At 71.2% G+C, this 23399-nt stretch carries 19 protein-coding genes and 1 pseudogene; 8 read left to right on the top strand and 12 right to left on the bottom strand.

Translation table 11 applies throughout. The features are described 5' to 3' along the window. Positions 1–18 precede the first annotated feature (18 nt). Genes ACQPY4_RS29605 through ACQPY4_RS29590 form a run of 4 tightly spaced genes read right to left on the bottom strand, consistent with a single transcriptional unit; the run spans position 19 to position 4561 of the window. Complete coding sequence (locus ACQPY4_RS29605; RefSeq protein ID WP_433326338.1) at positions 19–1470, bottom strand: glycoside hydrolase family 3 protein; 1452 nt, start codon at positions 1468–1470, stop codon at positions 19–21. After that, on the bottom strand, positions 1467–2312 hold the full coding sequence (locus ACQPY4_RS29600) for a carbohydrate ABC transporter permease (RefSeq protein WP_433326336.1): 846 nt from the start codon (positions 2310–2312) through the stop codon (positions 1467–1469). The genes ACQPY4_RS29605 and ACQPY4_RS29600 overlap by 4 nt, the downstream gene beginning before the upstream one ends. Further along, positions 2309–3286, bottom strand: coding sequence for a carbohydrate ABC transporter permease (locus ACQPY4_RS29595; RefSeq protein WP_433326334.1), 978 nt, complete (start codon positions 3284–3286; stop codon positions 2309–2311). The genes ACQPY4_RS29600 and ACQPY4_RS29595 overlap by 4 nt, the downstream gene beginning before the upstream one ends. An 18-nt stretch (positions 3287–3304) precedes the next feature. Further along, complete coding sequence (locus ACQPY4_RS29590) at positions 3305–4561, bottom strand: extracellular solute-binding protein (RefSeq protein WP_433339076.1); 1257 nt, start codon at positions 4559–4561, stop codon at positions 3305–3307. Between the two features lie 247 nt (positions 4562–4808). Between ACQPY4_RS29590 and ACQPY4_RS29585 the strand changes: the two genes are divergently transcribed. Beyond that, positions 4809–6035: an ROK family transcriptional regulator gene (locus tag ACQPY4_RS29585; RefSeq protein WP_433326332.1), complete on the top strand. Its 1227-nt coding sequence runs from the start codon at positions 4809–4811 to the stop codon at positions 6033–6035. On the opposite strand, the gene ACQPY4_RS29580 is transcribed toward ACQPY4_RS29585, so the two are convergent. Further along, positions 5994–6875 carry an SMP-30/gluconolactonase/LRE family protein gene (locus tag ACQPY4_RS29580; protein ID WP_433326330.1) on the bottom strand — a complete coding sequence of 294 codons (882 nt, stop codon included), beginning with the start codon at positions 6873–6875 and terminating at the stop codon, positions 5994–5996. The genes ACQPY4_RS29585 and ACQPY4_RS29580 overlap by 42 nt on opposite strands. 205 nt (positions 6876–7080) lie before the next feature. On the opposite strand from ACQPY4_RS29580, the gene ACQPY4_RS29575 reads away from it, so the two are divergent. Further along, entirely contained in the window at positions 7081–8433 is a 1353-nt protein-coding gene (locus ACQPY4_RS29575; RefSeq protein ID WP_433326328.1) for an aldehyde dehydrogenase family protein, read from the top strand. A 145-nt stretch (positions 8434–8578) separates the two neighbouring features. Here the strand turns inward: ACQPY4_RS29575 and ACQPY4_RS29570 are convergent, their stop codons facing one another. Both ACQPY4_RS29570 and ACQPY4_RS29565 read right to left on the bottom strand, forming a co-directional pair. Then, complete coding sequence (locus tag ACQPY4_RS29570; protein WP_433326326.1) at positions 8579–9028, bottom strand: ATP-binding protein; 450 nt, start codon at positions 9026–9028, stop codon at positions 8579–8581. A gap of 72 nt (positions 9029–9100) precedes the next feature. Further along, complete coding sequence (locus ACQPY4_RS29565) at positions 9101–9553, bottom strand: ATP-binding protein (RefSeq protein WP_433326324.1); 453 nt, start codon at positions 9551–9553, stop codon at positions 9101–9103. Between the two features lie 103 nt (positions 9554–9656). Between ACQPY4_RS29565 and ACQPY4_RS29560 the strand changes: the two genes are divergently transcribed. Together ACQPY4_RS29560 and ACQPY4_RS29555 are read left to right on the top strand one after the other, a co-directional pair. Next, positions 9657–10463, top strand: coding sequence for a helix-turn-helix domain-containing protein (locus ACQPY4_RS29560; RefSeq protein ID WP_433326322.1), 807 nt, complete (start codon positions 9657–9659; stop codon positions 10461–10463). Next, positions 10460–10651 (top strand): DUF397 domain-containing protein, encoded by a 192-nt coding sequence (locus ACQPY4_RS29555; RefSeq protein ID WP_433326320.1) that lies wholly within the window; start codon positions 10460–10462, stop codon positions 10649–10651. The genes ACQPY4_RS29560 and ACQPY4_RS29555 overlap by 4 nt, the downstream gene beginning before the upstream one ends. Before the next feature lie 5 nt (positions 10652–10656). Here the strand turns inward: ACQPY4_RS29555 and ACQPY4_RS29550 are convergent, their stop codons facing one another. Then, positions 10657–11010 (bottom strand): MerR family transcriptional regulator, encoded by a 354-nt coding sequence (locus ACQPY4_RS29550; RefSeq protein ID WP_433326318.1) that lies wholly within the window; start codon positions 11008–11010, stop codon positions 10657–10659. 93 nt (positions 11011–11103) lie between these two features. Between ACQPY4_RS29550 and ACQPY4_RS29545 the strand changes: the two genes are divergently transcribed. Next, on the top strand, positions 11104–11940 hold the full coding sequence (locus ACQPY4_RS29545) for an NAD(P)-dependent oxidoreductase (RefSeq protein ID WP_433326316.1): 837 nt from the start codon (positions 11104–11106) through the stop codon (positions 11938–11940). On the opposite strand, the gene ACQPY4_RS29540 is transcribed toward ACQPY4_RS29545, so the two are convergent. Beyond that, positions 11927–13084, bottom strand: a complete 1158-nt coding sequence (locus tag ACQPY4_RS29540; RefSeq protein WP_433326314.1) for a serine hydrolase domain-containing protein — start codon at positions 13082–13084, stop codon at positions 11927–11929. The two genes, ACQPY4_RS29545 and ACQPY4_RS29540, sit on opposite strands and share 14 nt — an antisense overlap. A 163-nt stretch (positions 13085–13247) precedes the next feature. On the opposite strand from ACQPY4_RS29540, the gene ACQPY4_RS29535 reads away from it, so the two are divergent. Further along, the gene (locus ACQPY4_RS29535) at positions 13248–13607 is read left to right on the top strand and encodes a YciI family protein (RefSeq protein ID WP_433326312.1); all 360 of its coding nucleotides are present in this window, start codon (positions 13248–13250) and stop codon (positions 13605–13607) included. Between the two features lie 73 nt (positions 13608–13680). On the opposite strand, the gene ACQPY4_RS29530 is transcribed toward ACQPY4_RS29535, so the two are convergent. After that, positions 13681–13818, bottom strand: coding sequence for a hypothetical protein (locus ACQPY4_RS29530; RefSeq protein WP_433326310.1), 138 nt, complete (start codon positions 13816–13818; stop codon positions 13681–13683). Between the two features lie 196 nt (positions 13819–14014). Between ACQPY4_RS29530 and secA2 the strand changes: the two genes are divergently transcribed. Then, positions 14015–16258: an accessory Sec system translocase SecA2 gene (secA2, locus tag ACQPY4_RS29525; RefSeq protein WP_433326308.1), complete on the top strand. Its 2244-nt coding sequence runs from the start codon at positions 14015–14017 to the stop codon at positions 16256–16258. Between the two features lie 430 nt (positions 16259–16688). Here the strand turns inward: secA2 and ACQPY4_RS29520 are convergent, their stop codons facing one another. Next, a complete protein-coding gene (locus ACQPY4_RS29520; RefSeq protein WP_433326306.1) occupies positions 16689–17279 on the bottom strand; it encodes a TetR/AcrR family transcriptional regulator in 591 nt (196 codons plus the stop codon). A 48-nt stretch (positions 17280–17327) separates the two neighbouring features. On the opposite strand from ACQPY4_RS29520, the pseudogene ACQPY4_RS29515 reads away from it, so the two are divergent. Continuing rightward, positions 17328–18164: pseudogene (locus ACQPY4_RS29515) on the top strand (DMT family transporter); the annotation flags it as partial. Between the two features lie 449 nt (positions 18165–18613). Here ACQPY4_RS29515 and ACQPY4_RS29510 read toward each other — a convergent pair. Next, positions 18614–23359, bottom strand: coding sequence for an Lhr family helicase (locus ACQPY4_RS29510; protein ID WP_433326304.1), 4746 nt, complete (start codon positions 23357–23359; stop codon positions 18614–18616). Positions 23360–23399: the final 40 nt, after the last annotated feature.

Below are 23399 nucleotides of genomic sequence, written 5' to 3'. Positions count from 1 at the left end.
TGGGCTTTGCCCCGCAGTTCAGGCCGCCGTGACCAGACCGAGCAGCTCGGCGGCCGCGCGCGCGTTGGCCTCGGTGGCGCCGTAGGTGGCCAGATGGACGGCCCCGTCCGGACGCCAGACCGGCAGCCCCATCTCGACCAGGACGGCGTCCGGCCGGGCTTCGAGCAGCGCGGTCGTCAGGGCCCGCTGGCCGGTGTGGCGGTGGGCGTCGCGCAGGACGATCACCAGCCCCCGGTCACCCGCGTGACGCAGCAGGTCGGGCGCCTCCCGCGCGGCCCCCGAGACGCGGACGAGGTCGGGCGCCCAGGTCGCCAGGCCCCAGGGCGTGGGCCCGACGGCGATGTTGCCGGTCGCCTCCAGCTCCACCACCAGGGGCGGGGTGCCGTTCCACGCGGGCAGGTCCCCGGTGACGCTGACGGCACGGCGCGCGGCGTCCAGCCCGGCGGACCGGTCGACCGACGCCGAGCCCCGCCCGCCGAGCCAGGCGCGCAGGGCCTCGGTGCGGCGCGCGGCGTCCTGGAGGCGTTCCAGCGGCAGCCGTCCGGTCCGGACGGCGGCCTCGATGTGCGCGAGCGTGGCCTGGACGCTGGCCTCGTGCTCGCGCGGGCCCAGGCACAGCAGGTCGGCGCCCGCGAGCAGGGCCAGGACGGACGCCTCCGGGATGCCGATGGCGCCGGACGCGCCCTCCATGTCGAGCGCGTCGGTGACGATGACGCCCTGGTAGCCGAGCCGCTCGCGCAGCAGCCCGGTGATGGCCTCGGGGGAGAGCGTGGCGGGGATGCCGCTGGTGATCGCGGGCAGGTTGAGGTGCCCGGTCATGACCGACCGCGTCCCGGCCTCGATGGCCGCGCGGAACGGGACGAACTCGCGCCGGTCCAGCAGCGCCAGGTCGGCGTCGACGACGGGGACGCCCAGATGGGAGTCCTCGACGGTGGCGCCGTGGCCGGGGAAGTGCTTGGCGCAGGCGGCGACGCCCGCCTCCTGGGTCCCGGTGACCGCGGCCGCGGCGTGCCGCGCGACCAGGGCGGGGTCGGACCCGAAGGCGCGGGTGCCGATGACCGGGTTGTCGTCGGCGGTGTTGACGTCCACCGAAGGCGCGAAGTTGAGGTTCACCCCGACCTCGGCCAGTTCGGCGCCCAGCGACCGGTAGACGCGCCGGGTCAGCTCGGGGTCGTCGGCGACGCCGAGGGCGGCGTTCCCCGGGTACGGGCTGGCGGTGATGTGCCCGCCGAGGCGGGTGACGTCGCCGCCCTCCTCGTCGATGCCGACGAAGGGGGCGCCGACCTTGCGCAGCTCGGCGGTGAGCCCCGCCAGCGCCTCGGGTCCCGGCACGTTGCCGTTGATCGCGAAGAGGGTCACGCCGCCGAGGCCGCGCTCCACCTCCCGCAGCAGCCAGCGGGGCGGGACGGCGCCCGCGAAGGCGGGGAGCAGCGTCCCCCGGGCCAGCCGGGCGATGTCCTCGCGGCTCATCCCTTCACCGCCCCGGCGGTCAGGCCGGAGACCATCCGGCGCTGGACGGCGAGGAAGAAGGCGATGACCGGCAGGGTGAGCAGCGTCGACGCCGCCATGATGGGCCCCCAAGCGTTGCCGCTGCGGCCGAAGAAGAACTGCAGCATGATCGGCAAGGTGTAGTTCTCCTGGTCTTCGATGAACGTGAACGCGAAGATGAACTCGTTCCACGCGGTGATGAACGAGAAAATGCTGGTCGCCACCAGCCCGGGCGCTATCAGCGGGAGCAGGACGCTGAAGAACGTCCGGATCGGGCCGGCGCCGTCGATCGCGGCGGCCTCCTCCAGCTCCCGGGGGACGGCCGCGACGAACCCGCGCAGCATCCAGATGGCGAACGGGACGGCGAAGGCGATGTAGACCACCACCAGCCCCGGCAGGCTGTTGAGCATGCCCATCCGCTTGAGGTCGAGGAACAGCGGGATGACCAGCGCCTCACAAGGGACCATCTGCACCACCAGCAGCATGATCAGGAAGGTGGTGCGGAAGCGGAACCTGAACCGCGCCACGGCCACCGCCGCCAGCACCGCCAGCAGGCTGGACGCCACGACGGTGGCCAGCGCGAGGAGCAGGCTGTTGCGGAAGTAGCTCCAGAACGGCGTGTCGGCGATGCCGCCGTTGAGCACCAGGTCGAAGTGGTCGAACGTCGGGCTGGACGGCAGCGGCTTCGGGGTCGTGCTGAAGATCTCGGTGTTGGGCTTGAACGCGGTCGAGACCATCCAGAAGACGGGGAACACCGCGATCAGGAACACCAGGATCCCGGTGACGTTCAGGCTCACTTTCCTGAGCCGTTTGGAGGCTCTCATCGGGTCTCCCCCTGACGCACCATGAGCCGGACATAGGCCGCGGTGACCACGAGCAGGATCACCGTGAGGACGAGCGCGATCGCCGAGCCCATCCCGAGCTTGGGGTTGAGCGAGCCGAACGCTTCGGAGTAGGCGTACAGCGAGAGGTTGAAGGCGTCGCGGTTGGCCATTCCCGCCATCACGAACAACTGGGTGAACACCTTGAAGTCCCAGATGATCGACATGACCAGCAGCACGAGGAAGATCGGCTTCAGGATCGGGAACGTGATCGCCCAGAACGAGCGCCACGGGCCCGACCCGTCCACCCGGGCCGCCTCGTACAGCTCCGACGGGACGCTCTTGAGCCCCGCCAGCACCGAGACGGCCACGAACGGGCACGCCTGCCAGACCACGCACACCGTCAGGACGGTGTAGGTCGGCAGCGGGCTGCCGAACCAGTTGAAGTCGGACCAGCCGCTGCCGACCAGCCAGTCCGGCAGGCCGTCCAGGCACCAGTTGACCAGGCCGCCGGTCGTCCCGAAGAGCCAGGTGAAGATGATCGCGGCGGTGACGGGCGGGGTCGCCCACGCGACCATCACCCCGCCCGCGACCAGGTTCGACATCTTCGAGCCGAGCCGGTTCAGCAGCAGCCCGACCAGGGTCCCGACGACCATGGTCAGCGTCACCGCGACCACCGCGAACAGCACGGTGTTGCGCAGGGTCTGCCAGAAGAACGGGTCGTCCAGGATCGTCCGGAAGTTCTCGGTGCCGACCTGCTCGGCGGGGGCGCCGCGCAGCTGGCGGCTGCCGACCTTCTGGAAGGCCATGATTCCGATCTGGATCATCGGCCAGAACATCAGGACGGCGATGACGAGCACCGTCGGGGCGATCAGCAGGTACGGCCCCGTGCGGATCCTGCGGCGGCCGGAGCGCGCCGGGCCGGTGCGGTTCTTGCGGCCCGGCGCCTTCCGTACCGCGGGTGCGGTGTCGAGCATGGACTCAGGTCCGATCGGTCAGGGGTTGAGGAGCGTGCCGGCCTGCTGGTTCGCCTTCTTCAGCTCACCGTCCGCCGACCCTCCCTGCATGATGGACTTGACCGTGTTGGGCAGGACCTTCTTGGCCTGCTCGAACTCGCCCCAGCCCGCGCTGATCGGCGGGAACTTGGTGTTCTGGGCGATCGGCCCGAACGCCGCCAGCTTGGGGTCGGAGAACTGCACGTCCGAGCGCATCGAGGAGAAGCCGCTGTAGTCGGCCCAGCCCTTGGCGTTCTTGGCGTTGTTCAGCAGCTGGATGTACTCGAACGCCGCGCCCTTGGCCTTGCTGTCGGCCCACACCGCCAGGTCGGAGCCGCCCGCCATGACCGGCGCGCTGCCGCCGGCCTTGCTCGGGATCGGGAAGACGTCCCACTTGTCGGCGTCCTTGTCGGAGATCTTCTTCATCTCCTTCAGGGCCCAGCTCCCGTCGAAGTACATGCCGAGCTTGCCGAGCGCGAAGTCGCGCTGCGGGCCCTCGAGCTCGTTCTTGCCGACGTACTTGGCCGGGGCGACCTTGTCCTTGCTGACCAGGCCCGCGTAGAACTCCACGGCCTCCTTGGCCTGCGGCTGGTCGAGCTTGCCGACCCACTTGCCGCCCTCCTTGACCGCGACGTCGCCGCCGTTGCCCCAGATGAAGCTGAGCAGCGCGTTGGTCTGGTCGCTGGGCACGCCGATGCCGGGGACCTTCTTGCCGTCCTGGATCTTCTTGGCGGCGGCGCGCAGCTCGTCCCAGGTCTTGGGCGTCTGGATGTTCAGCTCCTGGAACCAGTCCTTGCGGTACCAGACGGCCCGGACGCCGCCGTACCACGGCACCGCGTAGGTCTTGCCCTCCGACTGGTCGTTGGCCAGCGCGGTCTTGTTGAGGTTCTTGCCGTCGGCCCAGGCGCCGAAGTCCTTGGAGACGTCGGCCAGCCGGCCGGCCTCGATGTGCGACTGGACGTCGGAGTTCCCCAGCTCGGTGACGTCCGGCCCTTCGCCGCCCGCGTCGGCCTTCTGGAACGTCGTGGCGACCTGGGGCCACGGGACGTACTTGACGACGACATCGGTGCCGGAGTGCTTGGCCTTGAACTCCGCCTCGACCCCGTCGAGGAACTTGGTCTGCTCGGGCGTTCCCTCGCCCATCATCCAGACCTTGAGCTGCGCGGGTGCCTTGCCCGAGCCGCCCTCGTCATCGCCGTCGCCGCCACATGCCGTGGCGGCGAGGGCGATCGCGGCTGTCGTCGCCGCCACCTTCATGTACTTCACAGGGGTTCCTTTCCGCTACGCCTCGCGTCCGTGCTTGCCCTGCGGTACGGGTGGAGAGGGCCCGGACCGTTAGGGTCCAGCCATGCCCATCTCTATGTGCAGCCCTGCCTCGGGTGCCCTGCCCGCCGCGTTTCGCCTTGCCCCGGCGGGGCCTCGGTGAGACGCTTGGGCGTAAACTAACAAGAAACTTTCCTAAACAAAACGGTCCGTTAGCGGATTGAGACTTTGGGGGACGAGCATGGCCCAACGCCCGGGGACGCCCCGGCTGCTGCGCGAACTGAACGACCGCGCCGCGCTGGACCTGCTGGTGGGGCAGGGCCCGTTGACGCGCGCACAGATCGGCGAGCAGACCGGGCTGTCGAAGGTGACCGCCTCCCAGCTGCTGTCGCGGCTGGAGGAACGCGGACTCGTCCAGGTCGTGGGCGAGCAGGCCGGAGGACGCGGCCCGAACGCGGCCCTGTACGCCGTCGTCCCGTCCAGCGCCCATGTCGCCGGTCTGGAGGTCGGGCCCGACCGCGTGACCGCCGGAGTCGCCGACATCACCGGCACGATCCTCAGCCAGGCCACGGCGATCATCGCGGGCGAGCCGAGCTCGACGGCCAACGGGGAGTGGGACGACGGGGGCGTCGACCCCGTGAAATCGGTGCACAACGCCGTGGTCAAGGCGTGCCGCTCGGCGAAGGTGGCGCTGCGCCGCCTGAACGCGGTCGTGGTCGGGACGCCCGGCGTCGTCGACCCCCGATCGGGCGACGTCAAGTTCGCCTTCGACCTGCCCGCCTGGCACGAGGGCGTCCTGGAGGGCCTGCGCACCGACCTGCGCCGTCCGGTGGTGATCGAGAACGACGCCAACCTGGCGGCCATCGCCGAGCGGTCCTACGGCGCCGCCCGCAACGCCGAGGACTTCGCGCTGATGTGGCTCGACCGGGGCCTGGGCCTGTCGATCATGCTCGGCGGCCGGCTGCACCGAGGACGCTCGGGCGGCGCGGGCGAGATCGGCTACCTGCCCGTCCCGGGGGCACCGCTGCCGCTCGGCACGACCGACTCCACGACCTGGGGCATCCCCGCACTTGCCGGTGGCTACGGCGCGCTCGTCGGCGCCGACGCCGTCCGCGACCTGGCCCACCGGCACGGCGTGCCTGGGACGACCGCCGTCGACTGCGTCCGCGCGGCGGCGGCCGACCTCGACCTCGGCGGGACGTTCCTGGACGAACTGGCCGGGCGCATCTCCTACGGCGTCGCGTCGGTGACCATAGTGCTCGACCCGGGGCTCGTGGTGCTGTCCGGCGAGCTCGGCCGGGCCGGGGGAGAGCCCCTCGCCGCCCGCATCGGAGAGGCCGCCGGACGGATCAGCCCGACCCGTCCCGCCGTCGCCGTGAGCGAGGTGGAGGGGAACCCGGTCCTGCGGGGCGCTCTGCACCGGGCCCTAGAAGAGGCGCGCGACGAGGTCTTCTCCGCCCCGGGGTAGCTCACCCGAGAACGGAGGCGACGGCAGGCCCCGCGCCCGCGTCGGGTAGAGGAACAGACGCCCTTCGGGCAGCCCGCCCGAGCTCCCCGTCGTCACCGCCAGGACGTCGCGTTCGGGCCCCACGAAGGCGCAGGCGGACACCCGGGGCGCCGGGACGTCGAGGATCATCGTGACCGTCCCATCGGGGGCGAAGCGGCGCACCTGGCGTCCGGTCGAGGTCGCGACCCACACGCCGCCGCCGGAGTCGACGCACAGGCCGTCCGGGACGCCGCCGTCGTCCAGCCGGACGAACGGCCGGGGCCCGCCGAGCCAACCGGAGCCGACGTCGTAGTCATAGGCGGTGATCTCCCGGACGCCGCTGTCGGTCACGTACATCGTGCCGCCGTCGGGGCTCCAGCCCAGCCCGTTGGGATGCGTCATGTCGACCAGCACCCGCGACACCGAGCCGTCGAGGTCGACCCGGAACAGCGAGCCCGATCCGGGCCTGGCGTCGTCGGCCATGCCGCCGACCCAGAAGCGCCCGCGCGGATCGCAGGCGCCGTCGTTCAGCCGGTGCCCCGGACGCTCCAGTGTCGCCAGGTGCTGGAGCGAGCCCATCATGCTCAGCCGCGCGAGCGAGGGACCGGTCGCCACCAGCCAGCCGGACGAGGGCAGCGGCACCGCGATCCCCAGCGTGCGGGAGCCGGTGCCGCACGTCCGCACCGGCTCCTGGAGGCAGGGGCCGTCGACCGAGGCCACGTGCAGCCGTCCGGCGGTCAGATCGACCCAGGTCAGCTCCTGCCGGGAGTCGTCCCAGCGGGGGCCCTCACCCGACTCGCACAGGGGCCCTGAGCCGCTCATACCGACGGCTCCGCACCGTCGAAGACAAGGTCCACGAGGGACACAATAAGCTCATGCGCAACCGATGGCCGGGCTTTGGTTCCGAGTAAACGCCGATGACACTCCCGAGCCGCCTGCCCGACCCGGTTTCGGACTTTGACCTGCGGGGCCGCTGCGACAGGATGCGAAGGGTCAGGCCGTCCCCACTAAGCGCGCGGGAGAACACATGATCGACATTGAGGTTTCCACCGAATACTCCGGGTGGGCGGCGGCGCGCCGCGCGGAGCTGCTGAACGCGTGCGCCGAGGCCCTTGAGGCGGCCCGTCCCGAGCTGGTCGAGCTGGCCCGCGCGGAGACGCGGCTGGGCACCGAACGTCTGGAGGCCGAACTGACCCGCACGACGGGCCAGTTGCGTCTGTTGGGCGAGCATGTGTTCGCGGGCGGTCATTTGCGGCCGTTGAGCTCCCCGGGCGCGGCCCCGGGCGGCGGGGACATCGTGACGGTGGAGCTCGCGGTCGGTCCGGTGGCGGTGTTCGGGGCGTCGAACTTCCCGTTCGCCTTCGGCGTGGCGGGTGGTGACACCGCTTCGGCGTTGGCGGCCGGTTGCCCGGTGGTGGTCAAGGGCCACCCGGCACAGCCGGGGCTGTCACGCCGCATCGCCGCGCTGCTGGCCGAGGCGATCGAGGGAGCCGGCGCCCCCAAGGGCACGTTCACCTTCGTCGAGGGCGGCCCCGACGTTTCGATCGAGCTGGTCACCCATCCCTCGATCAAGGCCGTGGCGTTCACCGGCTCCCCCGGGGGAGGCCGTGCGCTGATGGACGCCGCCGCGGCTCGTCCGGAGCCCATTCCGGTGTACGCCGAGATGGGCAGCGTCAACCCGGTGTTCGTCCTGCCGGGCGCCGCCCGCGACCTGGACTGGGCACAGACCCTCGCGGGCGCGGTGGTCGGCTCGGCGGGCCAGCTCTGCACCAAGCCCGGCGTGATCATCGCCCCCGACTCGGCCGAGGGCGAGACCCTGGCCCAGGACGTGGTGGCCCGCATCAACGCCGCCGCCGACCAGCAGATGCTCACCGCCCCCATGGCCACCGAACACCGCCGCTGGCAAACCCAGGTGGAGGGCTCCGCAACCGAGGGCATGGCGGCAGGAGGCACGGCGGCCGAGGGCGCGGACTACACCGTCCGCCCCTTCGCCGTAATCGCGCCCGAGCTCGAAGGCGAGTTCGCCGAGGAGCACTTCGGACCGACGACCGTCCTGCACCTCGCCGACCCCGCCACCTACACCGAACTGGCGTCCCGCCTGGGCGGCCAGCTCACCGCGACCATCATCGCCACCCCCGAAGACACCGACCAGGTCGCCCGCCTGCTCCCGGCCCTGGCGGGCATCGCCGGACGCATCATCTACAACGGCGTCCCCACCGGCGTGGCGGTCACCCAGGCCATGATCCACGGCGGCCCCTGGCCCGCCACCAGCGCCCCCTGGAGCACCTCGGTCGGCACCGAATCCGTCCGCCGCTTCCTGCGCCCCGTCGCCCTCCAGAACCTCCCCGCCGACCTGCTCTCCGCCCTCCGCCCCTCCTAACGCATCGCCCTCGCTAACGCTCGGACAGCCTCACTGGGGGCTCCCGCCCCCAAACCCCCAAGGCGGGGGCTCCGCTCCCCGCACCCCCCAAAAGCAACTCACCTCAAGCACAGCAGAGCCCTGCACACACCCGTGCAGACGGGCCTCAGCAGGCGAGGCTGGCCCAGACCCATTTGCCGCCGGGCTGGGTGGGCTGGAGGCCGCATTCGGAGGAGAGCGCCTGGACGATGGGCAGGCCCCAGCCGCCGGTCTGGTCGTCGTGTCCCTCGTCCAGGGCCTCCGGGTCGGGAGTGATGTCGTCCAAGGACCACTCCTCGACGGGGCGGGCGATGGGGCGCAGGTCGGAGGAGTCCCAGACCGACAACATGACCGCCCCGGGCTCTCGGGTGAACCTGATCCGGATCTGCCCTTCGGGGGTCACGTCCACGGCGTTCGCGATGAGCTCGGACGCGATCAGGCACACGTCGTGCGCGATGCGATCCAGGCCCCACTCGGCGAGCCTGAACCCCAGCAGCGTCCGCACCTGCGCGGGCGCCGTGCGCGCCGCCAGGCAGGTCATGTCGAGCTCGTCGTGGACCATGGTCTCGATACCCATCGCGCCGCCTCTTCTCTCTCGTTCATAAGACGGCGAAGGAGGCGTGTCGTTACGCGAATCGCTCCGGAGTGTTCAGCGAATCGCCAGGCGTGCCCAGACCCACTTCCCGTGGGGCTCGGTCGGGTGCACGCCGCACTCGGACGCGAGTGCCTCGACGATGGGCAGCCCCCAGCCGCCCGTGCCGTCGTCGTGCCCCGGGTCGAGGGCCCGAAGGTCGGGGACAATGTCTTCGGGTGACAGTTCCGTTACCGGTGTGGAGATGGGACTGCGGTCGCAGGAGTCCCAGACGCACAGCCGGACGGCGTCCGGCTCGGGGACGAATCTGACGCGGATTTCTCTCCCGGGTGTCGCCTGCACCGCATTGGCGATCAATTCACCGGCGATCAGGCACAGGTCGTGCGCGAGGTGGTCGAGCCCCCATTCGGTGAGCCGGAATCGGAGCAGGGTGCGGACGTGACCGGGTGCAGTAAGCGTCCCCGGCAAGCCTATGTCCAATTCGTCGTGAATCGCGGTGTCGCTGCCCATCCCGCCGTCCTTTCTTTTCTCGTCTCAGAGACAAGGGTGGGCCTCTCGGCTTAACTTCGCTACGTTCCGACAAGGATGGCAACAATCCGAAAGGACGATGGCAATGAGTGATGTTCTGGATCCGAACCGTTCACTCTGGCACCTCATCGCCGTTGAGGTGCGAAGGCAGCGCGAATTGCACAAGATCTCCGGAACGCGGCTCGCGGACCTGCTCGAATGTGATCGTTCCACTGTTTCCAGGATCGAGAACGGCCTCCGGAGGCTCTCGCTGGCGTACGCGGGCAGGCTGGACGAGCTGTGGGCCACGGAGGGCCTGTTCACGCACCTCGTGGGCTTCGCGAGCGCGACCGATGACGGCGACTGGTTCACCGGGCTCAAGGAATACGAGCCACGGGCAACACGCCTGCGGATGTGGGAGATTTCGGTGGTCCCGGGTCTTCTCCAAACCCCCGACTACGCGCGAGCGGTGCTGTCCGCCGGGCTCAACGAGGACCTCGACCGGGCTGTCGAATTGAGGCTGGCCCGGCAGGCGGCCGTATTCGAGCGGCCGAAGCCCCCGCAGGTCTTCGTGATCCTCAACTGGGTGGTGCTGGAGGAGGTTTTCGGCAATGCCACGATCATGCGCGGCCAGCTTGCCCACCTGATCGAAATGGCAGAACTTCCCAACGTCAGCGTGCGGGTGCTGGAGAAGGGCGCGGGCGGCCACATGGGCGTCGAAGGATCATTTCAGGTATTGACGGTGGACGACAGGGACATCGTCTACGCGGACGCAGCGGGGCGAGGTCGCCTCATAGTGGACCCTCCGGAAGTGCAGTACCTTTCGACTGGGTACGACCGCATAGGGGACATCGCCACCACGGTGGGCCCCTCCCTGTCGCTGATCGAAAGAACGATGGAGGCTTACCAATGACTCAGTGGCGCAAGTCCAGCCGCAGCACCAGCGCGGAGGAGTCGAACTGCGTCGAAGTTGCCGACCTCGCTGGAAACATCGGCGTCCGGGACTCGAAGGACCCTGACGGGCCGAGGCTGGCTCTCACCGTGGCCGACTGGCGTTCGCTCACCCAGCAGATCAAGCAGGGCGGGTCGCAGACGGCCTGAGGCGCTCAGCGTTGGGTGGCGGTGATGATGGCGTCCAGCATGGTTCGGGCGTCGTGCAGCTCGGTGATCGTGTCGCTGATGCGATCGCGTTCGTGGCGCAGGTCGGTCAGGAGGTCCGGGCAGGCCGCCGCAAGGCCGTCGCCGGTGTCGACGGTGCAGGGCAGGACGTCGGCGATGGTGGCGGTGTTGAGCCCGGCGGCCAGCAGCGTGCGGATGCGCCGGACGCGTTCGACGTCGGTGTCGGCGTATTCGCGGTATCCGCTCGGGCGCCGCTGCGGCTCCAGCAGGCCCTGCTCCTCGTAGTAGCGCAGCAGCCGATGGTTGACGCCGGTCCGCCGGGCGAGTTCCCCGATGCGCACGCCCGCCTCCTTGACTCTCTCATCGATGTGAGGTTTTAGCGTAACCGCACGGAGACGGGCGACCATGCCGGTCTCGCTATGCGGGAGGTCCTGATGGGTGAGGGTGTGGACGCGTCGGTGCTGGTGATCGGGCTGAATCCGCGCGGCGCGGCGTTGGCCGAGGCCCTCGGCGCGGCCGCTGTGCCGGTCACGGCTTGGGACGAGAGCAGTGAGGGAGATTCTCGGCCGGATTTTGCGGACCCGTCGATGATCCTGGTGTGCGTCGAGGACTACGCGAGCGTCCAGCGCGTCCTTGACCAGGCCGGGCCGCAGATCGCCGACGCCGACGTGGTCAATCTGACGTCCGGGACGAGCGCGCAAGCCGAGGAGGCCGCCGCCCGGACGGGCACGCGGGGCGGTCATTACCTCGACGGCGCGTTGATGGCTCACCCCGAGCACGTCGGCAACCCGGACACGGTGGTGGTCTACAGCGGCTCGGCCGGGGTGTTCGAGCGTCATGAGTCGCTGCTGAGACTGCTGGGCGGTGCCACTTACCTGGGGGCGTCCCCGGGGACCGCGGCCCTCTATGACGTGGCGATGCTCAACTTCGCCTGGGCCACCCTGATCGGCTACCTCCAGACGGCGGCGCTGCTGGCCACCGCCGATGTCCCGGCCACCACCGTCACACCGCTGCTCACCGGGTGGCTGTCCAGCACCGTCTCGGACGTGATCACCGACTACGGACAGCAGATCGAGGACGGTCGTTACCCGGGAGAGCAGGAGTGGCTGGAACTCGACGCTCCGCTCATGGATCACCTCATCGACGCCACCCGAGAACGCGGTCTCGACACCGCGCTGCCCGAACTCATCAAATCGCTGACTGCGCGAAGTATTGATGCGGGCCACGGTAAAGACAGCTTCGCCAGCCTTATCGAGACTATCCGCGCATGACATCTACTTTTGCGGCTGCCCGGTGGACGGCGGCGGCCAGCCGGTCGTGTTCGGGATACGACCAATTGAAGGAGAAACGGCGGCGGGTGTAGCCGAAGGCGATGCCGTAGACGGGATCGGTGAAGGCTTCCGCGCCCGCCGAACCGGCGTGGCCGAACGCCCGGGCGCTCAGGAAGGGATAGCGGAGTCCCTTGGCTTCAAATCCCAGTGCGAACTGGCTCCGCGGGCCGCCGACCAGGTCGGTGCCGGTCGAGTGCGGCATGGCGAACTCGGCGAGGGTGTCGGGTTTCAGCAGCGGGGCGTCGCCTTCGAGCCCGAAAACCGCCGCCGCGTACATGGCGGCCAGTCCCCGGGCACTGCCAACACCGGCGGCGGACGCCTGGCCTAGCGCGCGCACTCGACGGGTGTTGATGAAGGCGACCTGGTCCAGGGGCGGGGTGGAGTTGAGGCCGTAGCCGATCCCGGGGATGCTCTGCGGTCCTGGGACGCTCGTCCAGAACGCGGCCAGTTCCTCGGGGTCGGCCAGACCCGGCAGCACCTCGCGGTACCGGGTCTCCAGCGCTTCCGGAAGGCCGAGGTGGAGGTCCAGGTCGAAGGGGGCGCGCACGCGCTCCTCGAAGATCTGCTGGAGGGAACGGCCGGTGATCCGGTGGATCACCTCGCCCACGATCGCGAACGCGACGAACCCGCCGTAGCCGTGGGCGGTTCCGGGCCGCCAGTACGGACGCTGCCCGGCCAGGCGCCGCGCTGTCACGCGGTCGTCGGCGAGCTCGTCCGCCGTCAGGCCGCCGTCCACGCCGATCACCCCGGACCGGTGCGACAGGACGTCCCGCAGGGTGATCCGGTCCTTGCCGCGGGTGGCGAACTCCGGCCAGTGGCGGGCGACCGGCTCGTCCAGATCCAGGACGCCGTCCTGCGCCAGCAGCGCCACCACCAGGGTCGCGGCGCCCTTGGTGGCGGAGTACACGCCGGTGAGGGTGTCGCCCGTGACGCCGTCCCCGGCCCACAGGTCGACCACCGTGCGGCCGTCCACGCGCACCGCCAGTTGCGCCCCGCAATCGCTCGCGGCCATCGCGGCGGTGAACTCTTCGCGCACCGTCTCGAAACCGTCCGCCACCGTCCCGTGGATCTCGATCTCAGTCATCGTTTCCGGCTCCGTTCGTCGATGAATTCGAGGACATGACGAAAGCGCCGCGACATATGTGACCGCTGCCGTCGGGAGATCCAGATCACACTCACCGGCCGGTCACATCGGACAGGGGAGTTCCGTCAGTGAGACAGAAATGCCAACAGGTAGGGAGAACGCAATGCAGTTCGTGCTGGTGATTCATCACGGGACCTATCCACTGCCGGGAACCCCGGAGTACGAGTCGGTCACCGAAGAGGACAAGAAGGCGGCCTACGTCGACTATGCCGCCCTCAACAAAATGGAGAACTGGACGGGCGCGCCCCCGCTGGGGCTGCCGAAGGACGCGACGACCGTCCGGGTCGAGAACGGCGCGACCGTGACCACCGAAGGGCCGTTGCTCGGCCTCGACAAGGCGGTCGGCGGGTTCGCCGTGGTCGAGGTCGAGGACCTCGACGCCGCCGTCGCCCTGGCGGCCCGCGTCCCGCAGGCGCGCGGGGGCGGCTGGGTCGAGGTGCGGCCGTCCTGCAAGTACTACTGATCCCGGCGAAGCCACGGCTTCAAATGCGAAACGCCCCCACGCGTGCGTGGGGGCGTTGGGCTTGTCTGGGGCCTCAGGCGTCGGTACGCGGTGCGGCGGCGGCGATCTGGTCGCTGCGGCGCGGGTCCGACAGGGCCCGGTCGATGACGGTCTGGCTGATGATCTGACGCTTGCGCCGCTGTGCGGCGGCCCACCGTGCCGTCGGTGTCATGCTGACTCCCCGTTCTGCGGCGACGCTATCCCCGGTCACCGCTTCCCCTTATGCCCCAATGCTGTCAAGGGCTGGGCCAAAAGGGATCCACCCCAGGGATGAACTGGCGTAAGACCTTCTGGGGAGAGCTGAGATCATCTGGGGAACGAGGTCGGCGACGTGCCCGTTGGGGGAAGAGTGACCGAGAATGGGCGTCATGGCACTGCGTGACCGTCTGCGCCGGCTGGTGCAGAAACCCGGGACGATCGACCTGGCGCCCTACCGGGCCGTGGCGGCGAAGGCCGCCGAGCTGGAGGACGCCCTGCGCGACACCGGCGAACTCAAGCCGGACGCGGGCGACACCGCCGCCCTCTGCGCTGCCGGACGCGAGGCCGCCCGGCGCGCGCTGGGGGAGCGTCCCTACGACGTCCAGCTCCTCGGCGTCCAGGCCATGCTGGCCGGGCATGTCGCCGAGATGGCCACCGGCGAGGGCAAGACCCTGGCGGGCGCGCTGGCCGCGGCCGGGTACGCGCGGCGCGGGCACCGTGTGCACGTCCTGTCGGTCAACGACTATCTGGCCAGGCGGGACGCCGAATGGATGCGTCCGGTCTACGAGCTGCTCGGCGTCTCGGTCGCGTGGGTCGGGCAGACCTCCACCCCCGAGGAGCGCCGCGCCGCCTACGCCGCCGACGTCACCTACGCCCCGGTCAGCGAGGTCGGCTTCGACCTGCTGCGCGACCGGCTCGCCGTCGCGGCCGGCGACCGCGTCCTGCCCGAGCCCGACGTCGCGCTGATCGACGAGGCCGACTCCGTGCTGGTGGACGAGGCCATGGTCCCGCTGGTGCTGGCGGGCGCCACCGAGCACGACGGCGCCGACCCCAGCCATGCCGATCTCGTCCGGCGCCTGCGTCCGGGCCTGCACTACACGACCGACGCCGAGGGCCGCAACGTCCAGCTCACCCCCAAGGGCACCCGGGAGGTCGAGCGCGCCCTGGGCGACATCGACCTGTACGAGCCCGAGCATCTGGAGACCCTCACGGCCGTCAACGTCGCGCTGCACGCCGAGGTCCTGCTCCAGCGGGACGTCGACTACATCGTCCGCGACGGCGCCGTGAAGCTGATCAGCGAGTCGCGCGGACGCGTCGCGCTCCTGCAACGCTGGCCCGACGGCCTCCAGGCGGCCGTCGAGGCCAAGGAGGCCCTGGAGTCGACGCCGAGCGGCGAGATCCTCGACTCGATCACCGTCCAGGAGCTCGTCGGGCGCTATCCCGTCCGCTGCGGCATGACCGGCACGGCGATGGCGGTGGCCGGGCAGCTCCGCGAGTTCTACTCGCTGGAGATCGCGGTGATCCCGCCGAACCGTCCCTGCGTCCGCGAGGACGAGCCCGACCGCCTCTTCGCGACCCTGGACGACAAGGAGGTGGCCCTCGTCGAGGAGATCGCCGACGCCCACTCCGGGGGACGCCCCGTCCTGATCGGCACCCTCGACGTCGCCGAGTCCGAGCGGCTCTCGCGCCGACTGGCGCGGGCGGGGCTGGCCTGCGTCGTCCTGAACGCCAAGAACGACGCCGAGGAGGCCGCGATCATCGCCGAGGCCGGCGCGCCCGGCGCGATCACGGTGTCCACGCAGATGGCGGGGCGGGGCACCGACATCCGCCTGACCGGCACGTCCGCCGACGCGGGCGGCCTGCTGGTGATCGGCACCGGCCGCTACCACAGCTCACGCCTGGACGATCAGCTCCGCGGCCGCTCCGGCCGCCAGGGCGACCCGGGCGCCTCGGTCTTCTTCACCAGCCTCCAGGACGACCTGGTCGTCCGCTACGCGCCCGGACAGAAGGCCGACGCCGCGCCCGCGTCCGACGGCCGCGTCCGCGACAAGGGTGCCGACTGGCTGGTCGGCCACGCCCAGCGCGTCGCCCAGGGCGTCGACCTGGAGCTTCATCGCAACACCTGGCGCTACAACCATCTGATCGGCCTCCAGCGCGCCGAGCTGCTGAAGGCCCGCGAGGGCATCCTCCTGGAGGACGACGCCGACCGCGCCCTGGCCGAGGCCCACCCCGAGCACCACGCCGCCCTCGTCGAGGCCGCGGGCAAGGCCCCGGTGGCCGAGGCCGCCCGCCAACTGGCCCTGTTCCACCTCGACCGCTGCTGGACCGAACACCTGAGCTTCCTCGCCGACCTGCGCGAGGGCATCCACCTGCGCTCGCTGGGCCGCGGCCTCGACCCCCTCATCGAGTTCAACCGCGAAGCCGTGCCCGCGGGGAAGAAGCTCCTCCCCTCATCGCGCGAGCGGACGTCCGAAGCCTTCGCGTCCCTCACCGAGGCCCTCGACCTGTCCGCCGCGGGCGTCCACCGCCCCTCGGCCACATGGACCTACCTCGTCCACGACAACCCTTTCGGCTCCATGGACGAGCGCGCCCTGAAGGGCCTGATCTCCATGTTCAACCGAAAAACCCGCTGACCAGAACAACCGCCCCGGCCAGAACACCCGCACCGCGCTCACCCGGGCGGCGCGCTGACCGGGACGTTTGCGCCGCGCTTAGCCGGGCGGCGCGCCGAGCAGGGCGTTCGCGCCGCGCTCAGCTGGGCGGGGCGCTGGCCTAGACGTCTGCGCCGCGCTTAGCCGGGCGGCGCGCCGAGCAGGGCGTTCGCGCCGCGCTCAGCTGGGCGGGGCGCTGACCGGGACGTTTGCGCCGCGCTTAGCCGGGCGGCGCGCCGAGCAGGGCGTTCGCGCCGCGCTCGGCCGGGCGGCGCGCTGGGCCGGGACGTCTGCGCCGTGCTCACCCGGGTGGCGCGCTGGGCCGGGACGTTTGCGCCGTGTGCAGGCGGGCGGCGCGCTGGCCAGGACGCGCGCGCCCCGGAGGTGACGATCGCGCTTGAAGGACTTGATCTCAATGCTCAGCCGTTGACGCGCTCAGCAGGACGGCTGCCGCCGCCCGGGCGGCCTCGGGGGCGTCCGGGGTGTTCGCGACGCTGAAGGTGACGATCGCGCCCTCGTGCAGCAGCAGGAACTGGTCGGCCAGCCTGCCGGGATCGGGCAGACCGGCCTGCGCGGCCAGGTCGGCGTAGAGGTCGCGCAACCAGGTCTTCTGTCCCGTGGCGACCGCGTGGACGGTGTGGTCCGGGTCGGGGATCTCGGCCAGGGCGTTGACCATCGAGCACCCCCGGGGGCTGTGCCGCCGTAGCCAGTCGCCGAGAGCGTCGTAGGTGGCCAGGATGCGGGACTGGGGATCGGCGATCGGGGCCAGGCTGTCGTTGACAAACGCGCGCCACCGCTTGTCCCGGGTGCGCAGATAGGCCACGATCAGCGCCTCCTTGCAGCCGTAGCGGTCGTAGACGGTCTTCTTGGTGACGCCGGCCTCGGCGGCGATGAGCTCCATGCCCACCGAGCCGATGCCGCGCTCGTAGAAAAGTCTTTCCGCGACTTCGAGGACGCGCCTCGCGGCGGGCGTGAGCGGGCGATCCGCGGTTCCGGTCGTCATCGGGACGGCCCTCCTTCGGTCGGCTATACCGCGAGTATACACACCGGTATGGGTAAAGTAGCTATACCGGTATGTATACCTCAGGAGGTTGTCGTGACCGTCTCTCGTGTGGACGGCCTGCTCGGAGTCCTTTTCGTGCTCACCTGGAGCTCGGGGTTCATCGGCGCCGAACTCGGGTCCGGCAGCGCCTCGCCCACCACGCTGCTGGCCTGGCGCTTCCTCCCGGCCACGGCCGTCCTGGCCGTCCTGGTGCTGTGGCGCCGCCGCCGCATCCCGCGCCGCGACCTCGCGCTCCATTTGGTGATCGGCGGGCTGAGCCAGATCTGCTACCTGTACGGCGTCTTCGCGGCGGCCCAGCTCGGCGTGCCAGCCGGGACCAACGGCCTCATCACCGCCCTCCAGCCCCTGGTCGCCGTCATCGCGGCCGCCGCCCTGCTGGGTGAGCGCGCGACCTGGGTCCAGTTCGCGGGGTGCGGAGTCGGCCTGGCGGGCGTCGCCCTGGTCGTCGGCGGCGACCTGAGCGTTGGCTCCGGCGTCCCGCCCTGGGCCTACCTCCTGCCCTTCGGATCGATGCTGGCCCTGGTCGCCGGCACCCTCGTCGAGCGCCGCCGGCGGCCCACCACCGACCTGGTCGAAGCGCTGGCGATCCAGTCCGCCGTGAGCGCGACCTTCTTCACCGTCCTCGCCCTCGCCACGGGCGACCTGACCCCGCCCTCGGACGGCACCTTCTGGGCCGCCATCGCCGTGCTGATCGTCCTGGCCATGTTCGGCGGCTACGGCCTCTACTGGATCAACGTGGCCCGAACGGGCATGACCCGAGTCTCGTCCCTGCTCTACCTCACCCCACCGACCACGATGCTGTGCGGCTGGCTGATGTTCGGCACCCCCCTGACCATCACCGCCCTACTCGGCATGGCCATCTGCGCCCTGGCCGTCCTGCTGATCCGCGCCCCCTCCCTCAAGCCCCCCACCTGGTGGGCGCGTGGCCAGGCACGCGTGCGCAGTGTCCTGGGTGTTGCGGCTTCACGCTTTGCGCGGGTTGGCCGCACCTCGTGGGTGTGGTTGGTGCGCGGTCGGGTGCGGATGCGCACGTCCGGGGGAGTCGCGTCGTCGAGTTCGCCGCAGGTCGGTCGCGTGGTGCGGATCTGGTGGGTGCGTGGCCAGGCAGGCGTGCGCAGCACTTTGGCGGTTGCGGCTTCCGGCTGTGTGCGGGGTGGCCGCGCGGTGTGGGTGTGGTTGGTGCATGGCCGGGCAGGCGTGTGCAGCACTTTGGGGGTTGCGGCTTCCGGCTGCGTGGGAGGTGGCCGCGCGGTGTGGGTGTGGTTGGTGCATGGTCAGGTTCGGATGCGCAGCCCTCGGGGAGTGGGGTGGAAGCCTGCGGCCTCCAGGGCTGCGGCCAGGGGGGACGTGGTGATCGATTCGCCGTCGGCGCGTTCGACGGTGAGCTTGCCCAGGGCGCCCTCGCGGACGGCCAGGGCCAGGGCGTCGACGGCCGGTTGCAGGGTGGCCGGGTCGTCGGTCCATGTCAGGAGGGTGCGTCCGCCGCGTTCGACATAGAGGGCCAGAGCGCCGTCGAGCAGGACGACCAGCGCGCCGGCCTTGCGTCCCGGCTTGTGGCCGCTGACGGCCTCGGATTCGCGCTCGGGCCAGGGGAGCGCTGCGCCATACGGGTTCGCCGGGTCGGCGGCGGCCAGGACGAGCGCGCGCGCCTTCGGCTCGGGCGCCGGGGTCTCCCATGGGTCGGCAGTGTGCCCCGCGGACGGACGCAGCGCGCGCAGCCGGTCGACGGCACCCGGGACGGCGAACTGCGCCGCCCCCAGGCCCTCGACGAAGTAGCCGCGACGGCAGCGTCCGCTGTCTTCGAAGGCGCGGAGCACCTGGTAGACGGCCGAGAAGCCGCCGGGCGAGCGCTCGGCGGCCACGGCGCCGCGGATCACGATGCCGTAGCGGTCGAGCAGCGCCTCGGCGCGCGCGTGGGAACGCAGGGTGGGCGCCGCCTCGCGTTCGGGGAGCGGCCACCAGCGTCCGGCGACCGTGGGCGGGCCCGTGCGCGAAGGGAGGACGGGCCGTCCACGCCGGGTCGTCCGGGATCGGTGGGTGGGGCGACCCGAGCCGAGCGCCGCGCGCAGCGGGGCCAGGGTGTCGTTGGTGAGGTGACCGGACCAGACGAGGTCCCAAACGGCCGCGACGAGGTCTTGGTCGTTGGTGGTGACCTCGGCGTTCACCCGGTCGGACAGCATCCGGAAGAACAGGGCGCCGCCCCCGCCGAGGGTGTCGAGCACCGCCCGGTGGACGGGCGTGATGGTGATCTCCTCCGGCTCGGGCATGAGCAGGGGCGCGGTGTCGGCCAGGTAGAGCGAGATCCACCCGTCGCCCGACCCCAGGCCGCCCTGACCGGCCCAGACGACCTCGCCGGACGAGGTCAGCTCGTCGAGCATCGCGGGGGAGTACCCGGGAACGCGGGACGGCAGGATCAGCGTCTCCAGCGCGGACGCCGGGACGGCCGCCCCTTGTAGCTGCTCGATCGCCTGCACAAGCCCATCGATGCCGCGCAGCCGCGTCCCACCCGTAATGCCGTGCCACGCGGGGAGGAACCGTCCAAGCGCCTCGGGCGGCGAGGGCTCCACCTCGGCGCGCAGCCGCGCGAGCGACCGCCGCCGCAGCGTGCGCAGCACGCCGGTGTCGCACCACTCGCCCGACATCGGGGCGTCCTGGTCGAGCAGGGCGATGGGCATGAACTCGCCCTCGACGACGCGCCCCTCCGCCGCCAGCCGCCGCAGCGCCTCGTTGACGACGGCGATGCCGAGCCCGAACCGCGCGGCCACGGCCGTGGTGAGGAACGGGCCGTGAGTGCGGGCATAGCGCGAGACGAGATCACCAAGCGGATCGGCGACGGGCTCCAGGAACGCCTCGGGGATCCCAACCGGCAGAGGCGCACCCAGTGCGTCGCGCAGCCGCCCGGCATCCTCGACCGCCGCCCATCGCTCCTCCCCCCCGACACGGACCTTGATGGCCCGCCGGGTCTCCCAAAGCTCGCCCAACCACCTCTCCACCTGCCTGACATCGGTCGGCTCCGCGTGCGCATGCCCGGAACCGCCCCCGGGGGCGGCAGATGCTTGTGCGGCGGTATCTGTGTCTTGGCCTGCGGGTGGGGGCGAGGGCGGCTCCGGTTCTACGGGGAGCGGGCCCCGGGTGGGCTCGGGAGCGTCCTCGCGCCGGTGGTTCGGTGTGGAGGCGGAGGCGTGTGCGGTCTGGGTTCGTTGGGCGAGTTCGGTTGTGGTGAGGGGGCCGAGTGAGCGGAGTAGGTCGGCGATGCCTTCCAGGTCGCGGGCTTGGCGGTCGGGGGCGAGGCGCTGTAGTTCGCGTTCGGTTTCGGCGACGACGTCAGGGTCGAGCAGCTCGCGCAGGTCGGCCTGGCCGAGCAGTTCGGCGAGCAGGGCCGAGTCGAGCGCTAGGGCCTGGGCGCGGCGTTCGGCCAGGGGCGAGTCGCCCTCGTAAATGAACGCGCCCACGTAGTGGAACAGCAGGGAGCGTGCATACGGGGACGGTTCGGACGTCTCGACCTCGACCAGGCGGATCTTGCGTCCCGACAGGTCCCGCATGAGCCCGACCAGGCCCGGCACGTCGAAGACGTCCTGAAGGCACTCGCGCATGGTCTCCAGGACGATCGGGAACGACGGGTACTTGCTCGCCACCGCCAGCAGTTGGGACGCGCGCTGCCGTTGCTGCCACAGCGGCATGCGCTTGTCGGGACGGCGGCGGGGGAGCAGCAGCGAGCGGGCGGCGCATTCGCGGAACCGCGCCGCGAACAGCGCCGAGCCGCCCAGTTCGTCGACGACGACGCGCTCGATGTCGTCGGGGTCGAAGACGGCCAGGTCGAGGCTGGGCGGTTCGTCCATGTCGGGGATGCGGATGACGATGCCGTCGTCGCCGTGCATCGCCTGGGCGTCGACCCCGTATCGCTCGCGCAGGCGTCCGGCGATGGCCAGCGCCCAGGGCGCGTGCAGCCGCGCCCCCAGGGGGGAGTGGACGACGACACGCCAGTCGCCGAGCTCGTCGCGGAACCGTTCGAGCACCAGCGTGCGGTCGTCGGGGACGTGCCCGGTGGCTTCGCGCTGCTCGCCCAGATAGGACACCAGGTTTCCGGTGGCCCACTCGTCCAGGCCCGCCCGGGCCACGCGCGCGCGGGCCTCGGCGGCGGGGAGGGCGGCCAGTTCGCGGGTGAACGCACCCAGGGCCCGTCCCAGCTCGGCGGGACGTCCCTGCTGGTCGCCGTGCCAGAAGGGGAGCTTGCCCGGCTGCCCCGGGGCGGGCGATACCAGCACTCGATCGGGGGTGATGTCCTCGATGCGCCATGAGCTGGCGCCGAGCACGAACACGTCGCCGATCCGCGACTCGTAGACCATCTCCTCGTCGAGCTCGCCCACCCGGGAGGACTTCTCCCCGACGAGGAAGACCCCGAACAGCCCACGGTCGGGGATGGTGCCGCCGCTGGTGACGGCCAGCCTCTGCGCCCCGGGGCGCTCGCGCAGGACGCCCGCCACCCGGTCCCACACCAGGCGGGGACGCAGCTCGCCGAACTCGTCGCTCGGATACCGGCCCGCGAGCATGTCGAGCGTGGCCTCCAGCGCGGACCGGGGGAGAGCGCCATACGGGGCCGCGCGCTTGACCACCGCTTCAAGCTCGTCGACGGTCCATTCGTCCATCGCGACCATGGCCACGATCTGCTGGGCGAGCACGTCGAGGGGGTTGCGCGGATAGCGCATCTCCTCGATCGCCCCGCCGCGCATCCGCTCGGCCACCACCGCCGTCTGGACGAGATCGCCCCGGTACTTGGGGAAGATCACGCCCTTGGAGACGGCCCCGACCTGGTGGCCCGCGCGCCCGACCCGTTGCAGGCCGCTGGCCACCGACGGCGGCGACTCGACCTGGACGACCAGGTCGACCGCGCCCATGTCGATGCCGAGTTCGAGGCTGGACGTCGCCACCACGGCGGGCAGGCGTCCCTGCTTCAGGGCGTCCTCGATACCGGCCCGCTCCTCCTTGGAGACCGAGCCGTGGTGTGCGCGCGCTATCTCAACGGGAGCGCCCTTGGACGCGCCCGCCTGAGCCATCATCTCCCCGGGTGAGTGATCTTCGTCGAGCGGGCCCTGGGCGCGTTCGAAGGCCAGCTCGTTGAGCCGCCCGCACAGCCGCTCGGCCAGCCGCCGCGAGTTGGCGAACACCAGCGTCGAGCGGTGCGCCTGGATCAGATCGAGCAGATGATCTTCAACATGGGGCCAGATGCTGCGCTGCCGTGGATCGGCCGTCCCCGAGTCGTCGACGAAGTTGGCCATCTCGGACATGTCCTCGACCGGGACGACGATGTCGAGGTCGAAGACCTTGTCGGACGGGGGCTGGACGACCCGCGCCGGTCGCGCCCCGCCGAGGAACGCCGCGACCTCGTCCGTCGGGCGGACCGTCGCCGACAGCCCCACCCGTTGGGCGGGGCGTTCGAGCAGGGCGTCCAGCCGCTCCAGCGAGAGGGCCAGATGCGCGCCGCGCTTGGTGCCCGCCACCGCGTGGACCTCGTCGACGATCACCGTCTCGACCCCGCGCAGCGACTCACGCGCCCGAGACGTGAGGATCAGGAACAGCGACTCGGGCGTGGTGATCAGGATGTCGGGCGGCCGGACGGCCAACCGCCGCCGCTCGTCGGCCGGGGTGTCGCCCGAGCGGATGCCCGCCCTGATCTCGGGCTCGGGCTGCCCCAGCCGCCGCGCGGCCTGCCGGATGCCGGTCAGCGGGGCCCGCAGGTTGCGCTCGACGTCGACCGCCAGCGCCTTCAACGGCGACACGTACAGGACGCGGCAACGGTGCTCGGGCGCGGGCCCCTCACGCTCCGCCACGGCCAGCCGATCGAGCGACCACAGGAACGCCGCCAGCGTCTTGCCGGACCCCGTAGGCGCCACGACCAGCGTGTTGTCGCCCCCCGAGATCGACTCCCACGCCCCCACCTGCGCGGTGGTGGGCGCGGCGAACGCCCCCGCGAACCACGCTCGCGTGGCGGGGGAGAAGCGTTCGAGCACGTCACCGCTCATGTGTCCATCCTGCCCCCCACCTCCGACAAAACCACGACCG

Origin of the sequence: Spirillospora sp. CA-294931 (assembly GCF_050946795.1) — a bacterium.
Taxonomy (GTDB): Bacteria; Actinomycetota; Actinomycetes; order Streptosporangiales; family Streptosporangiaceae; genus Spirillospora.
The sequence above is the reverse complement of the archived record's forward strand: the minus strand, read 5'-3'. Positions and strand labels throughout refer to the sequence as shown.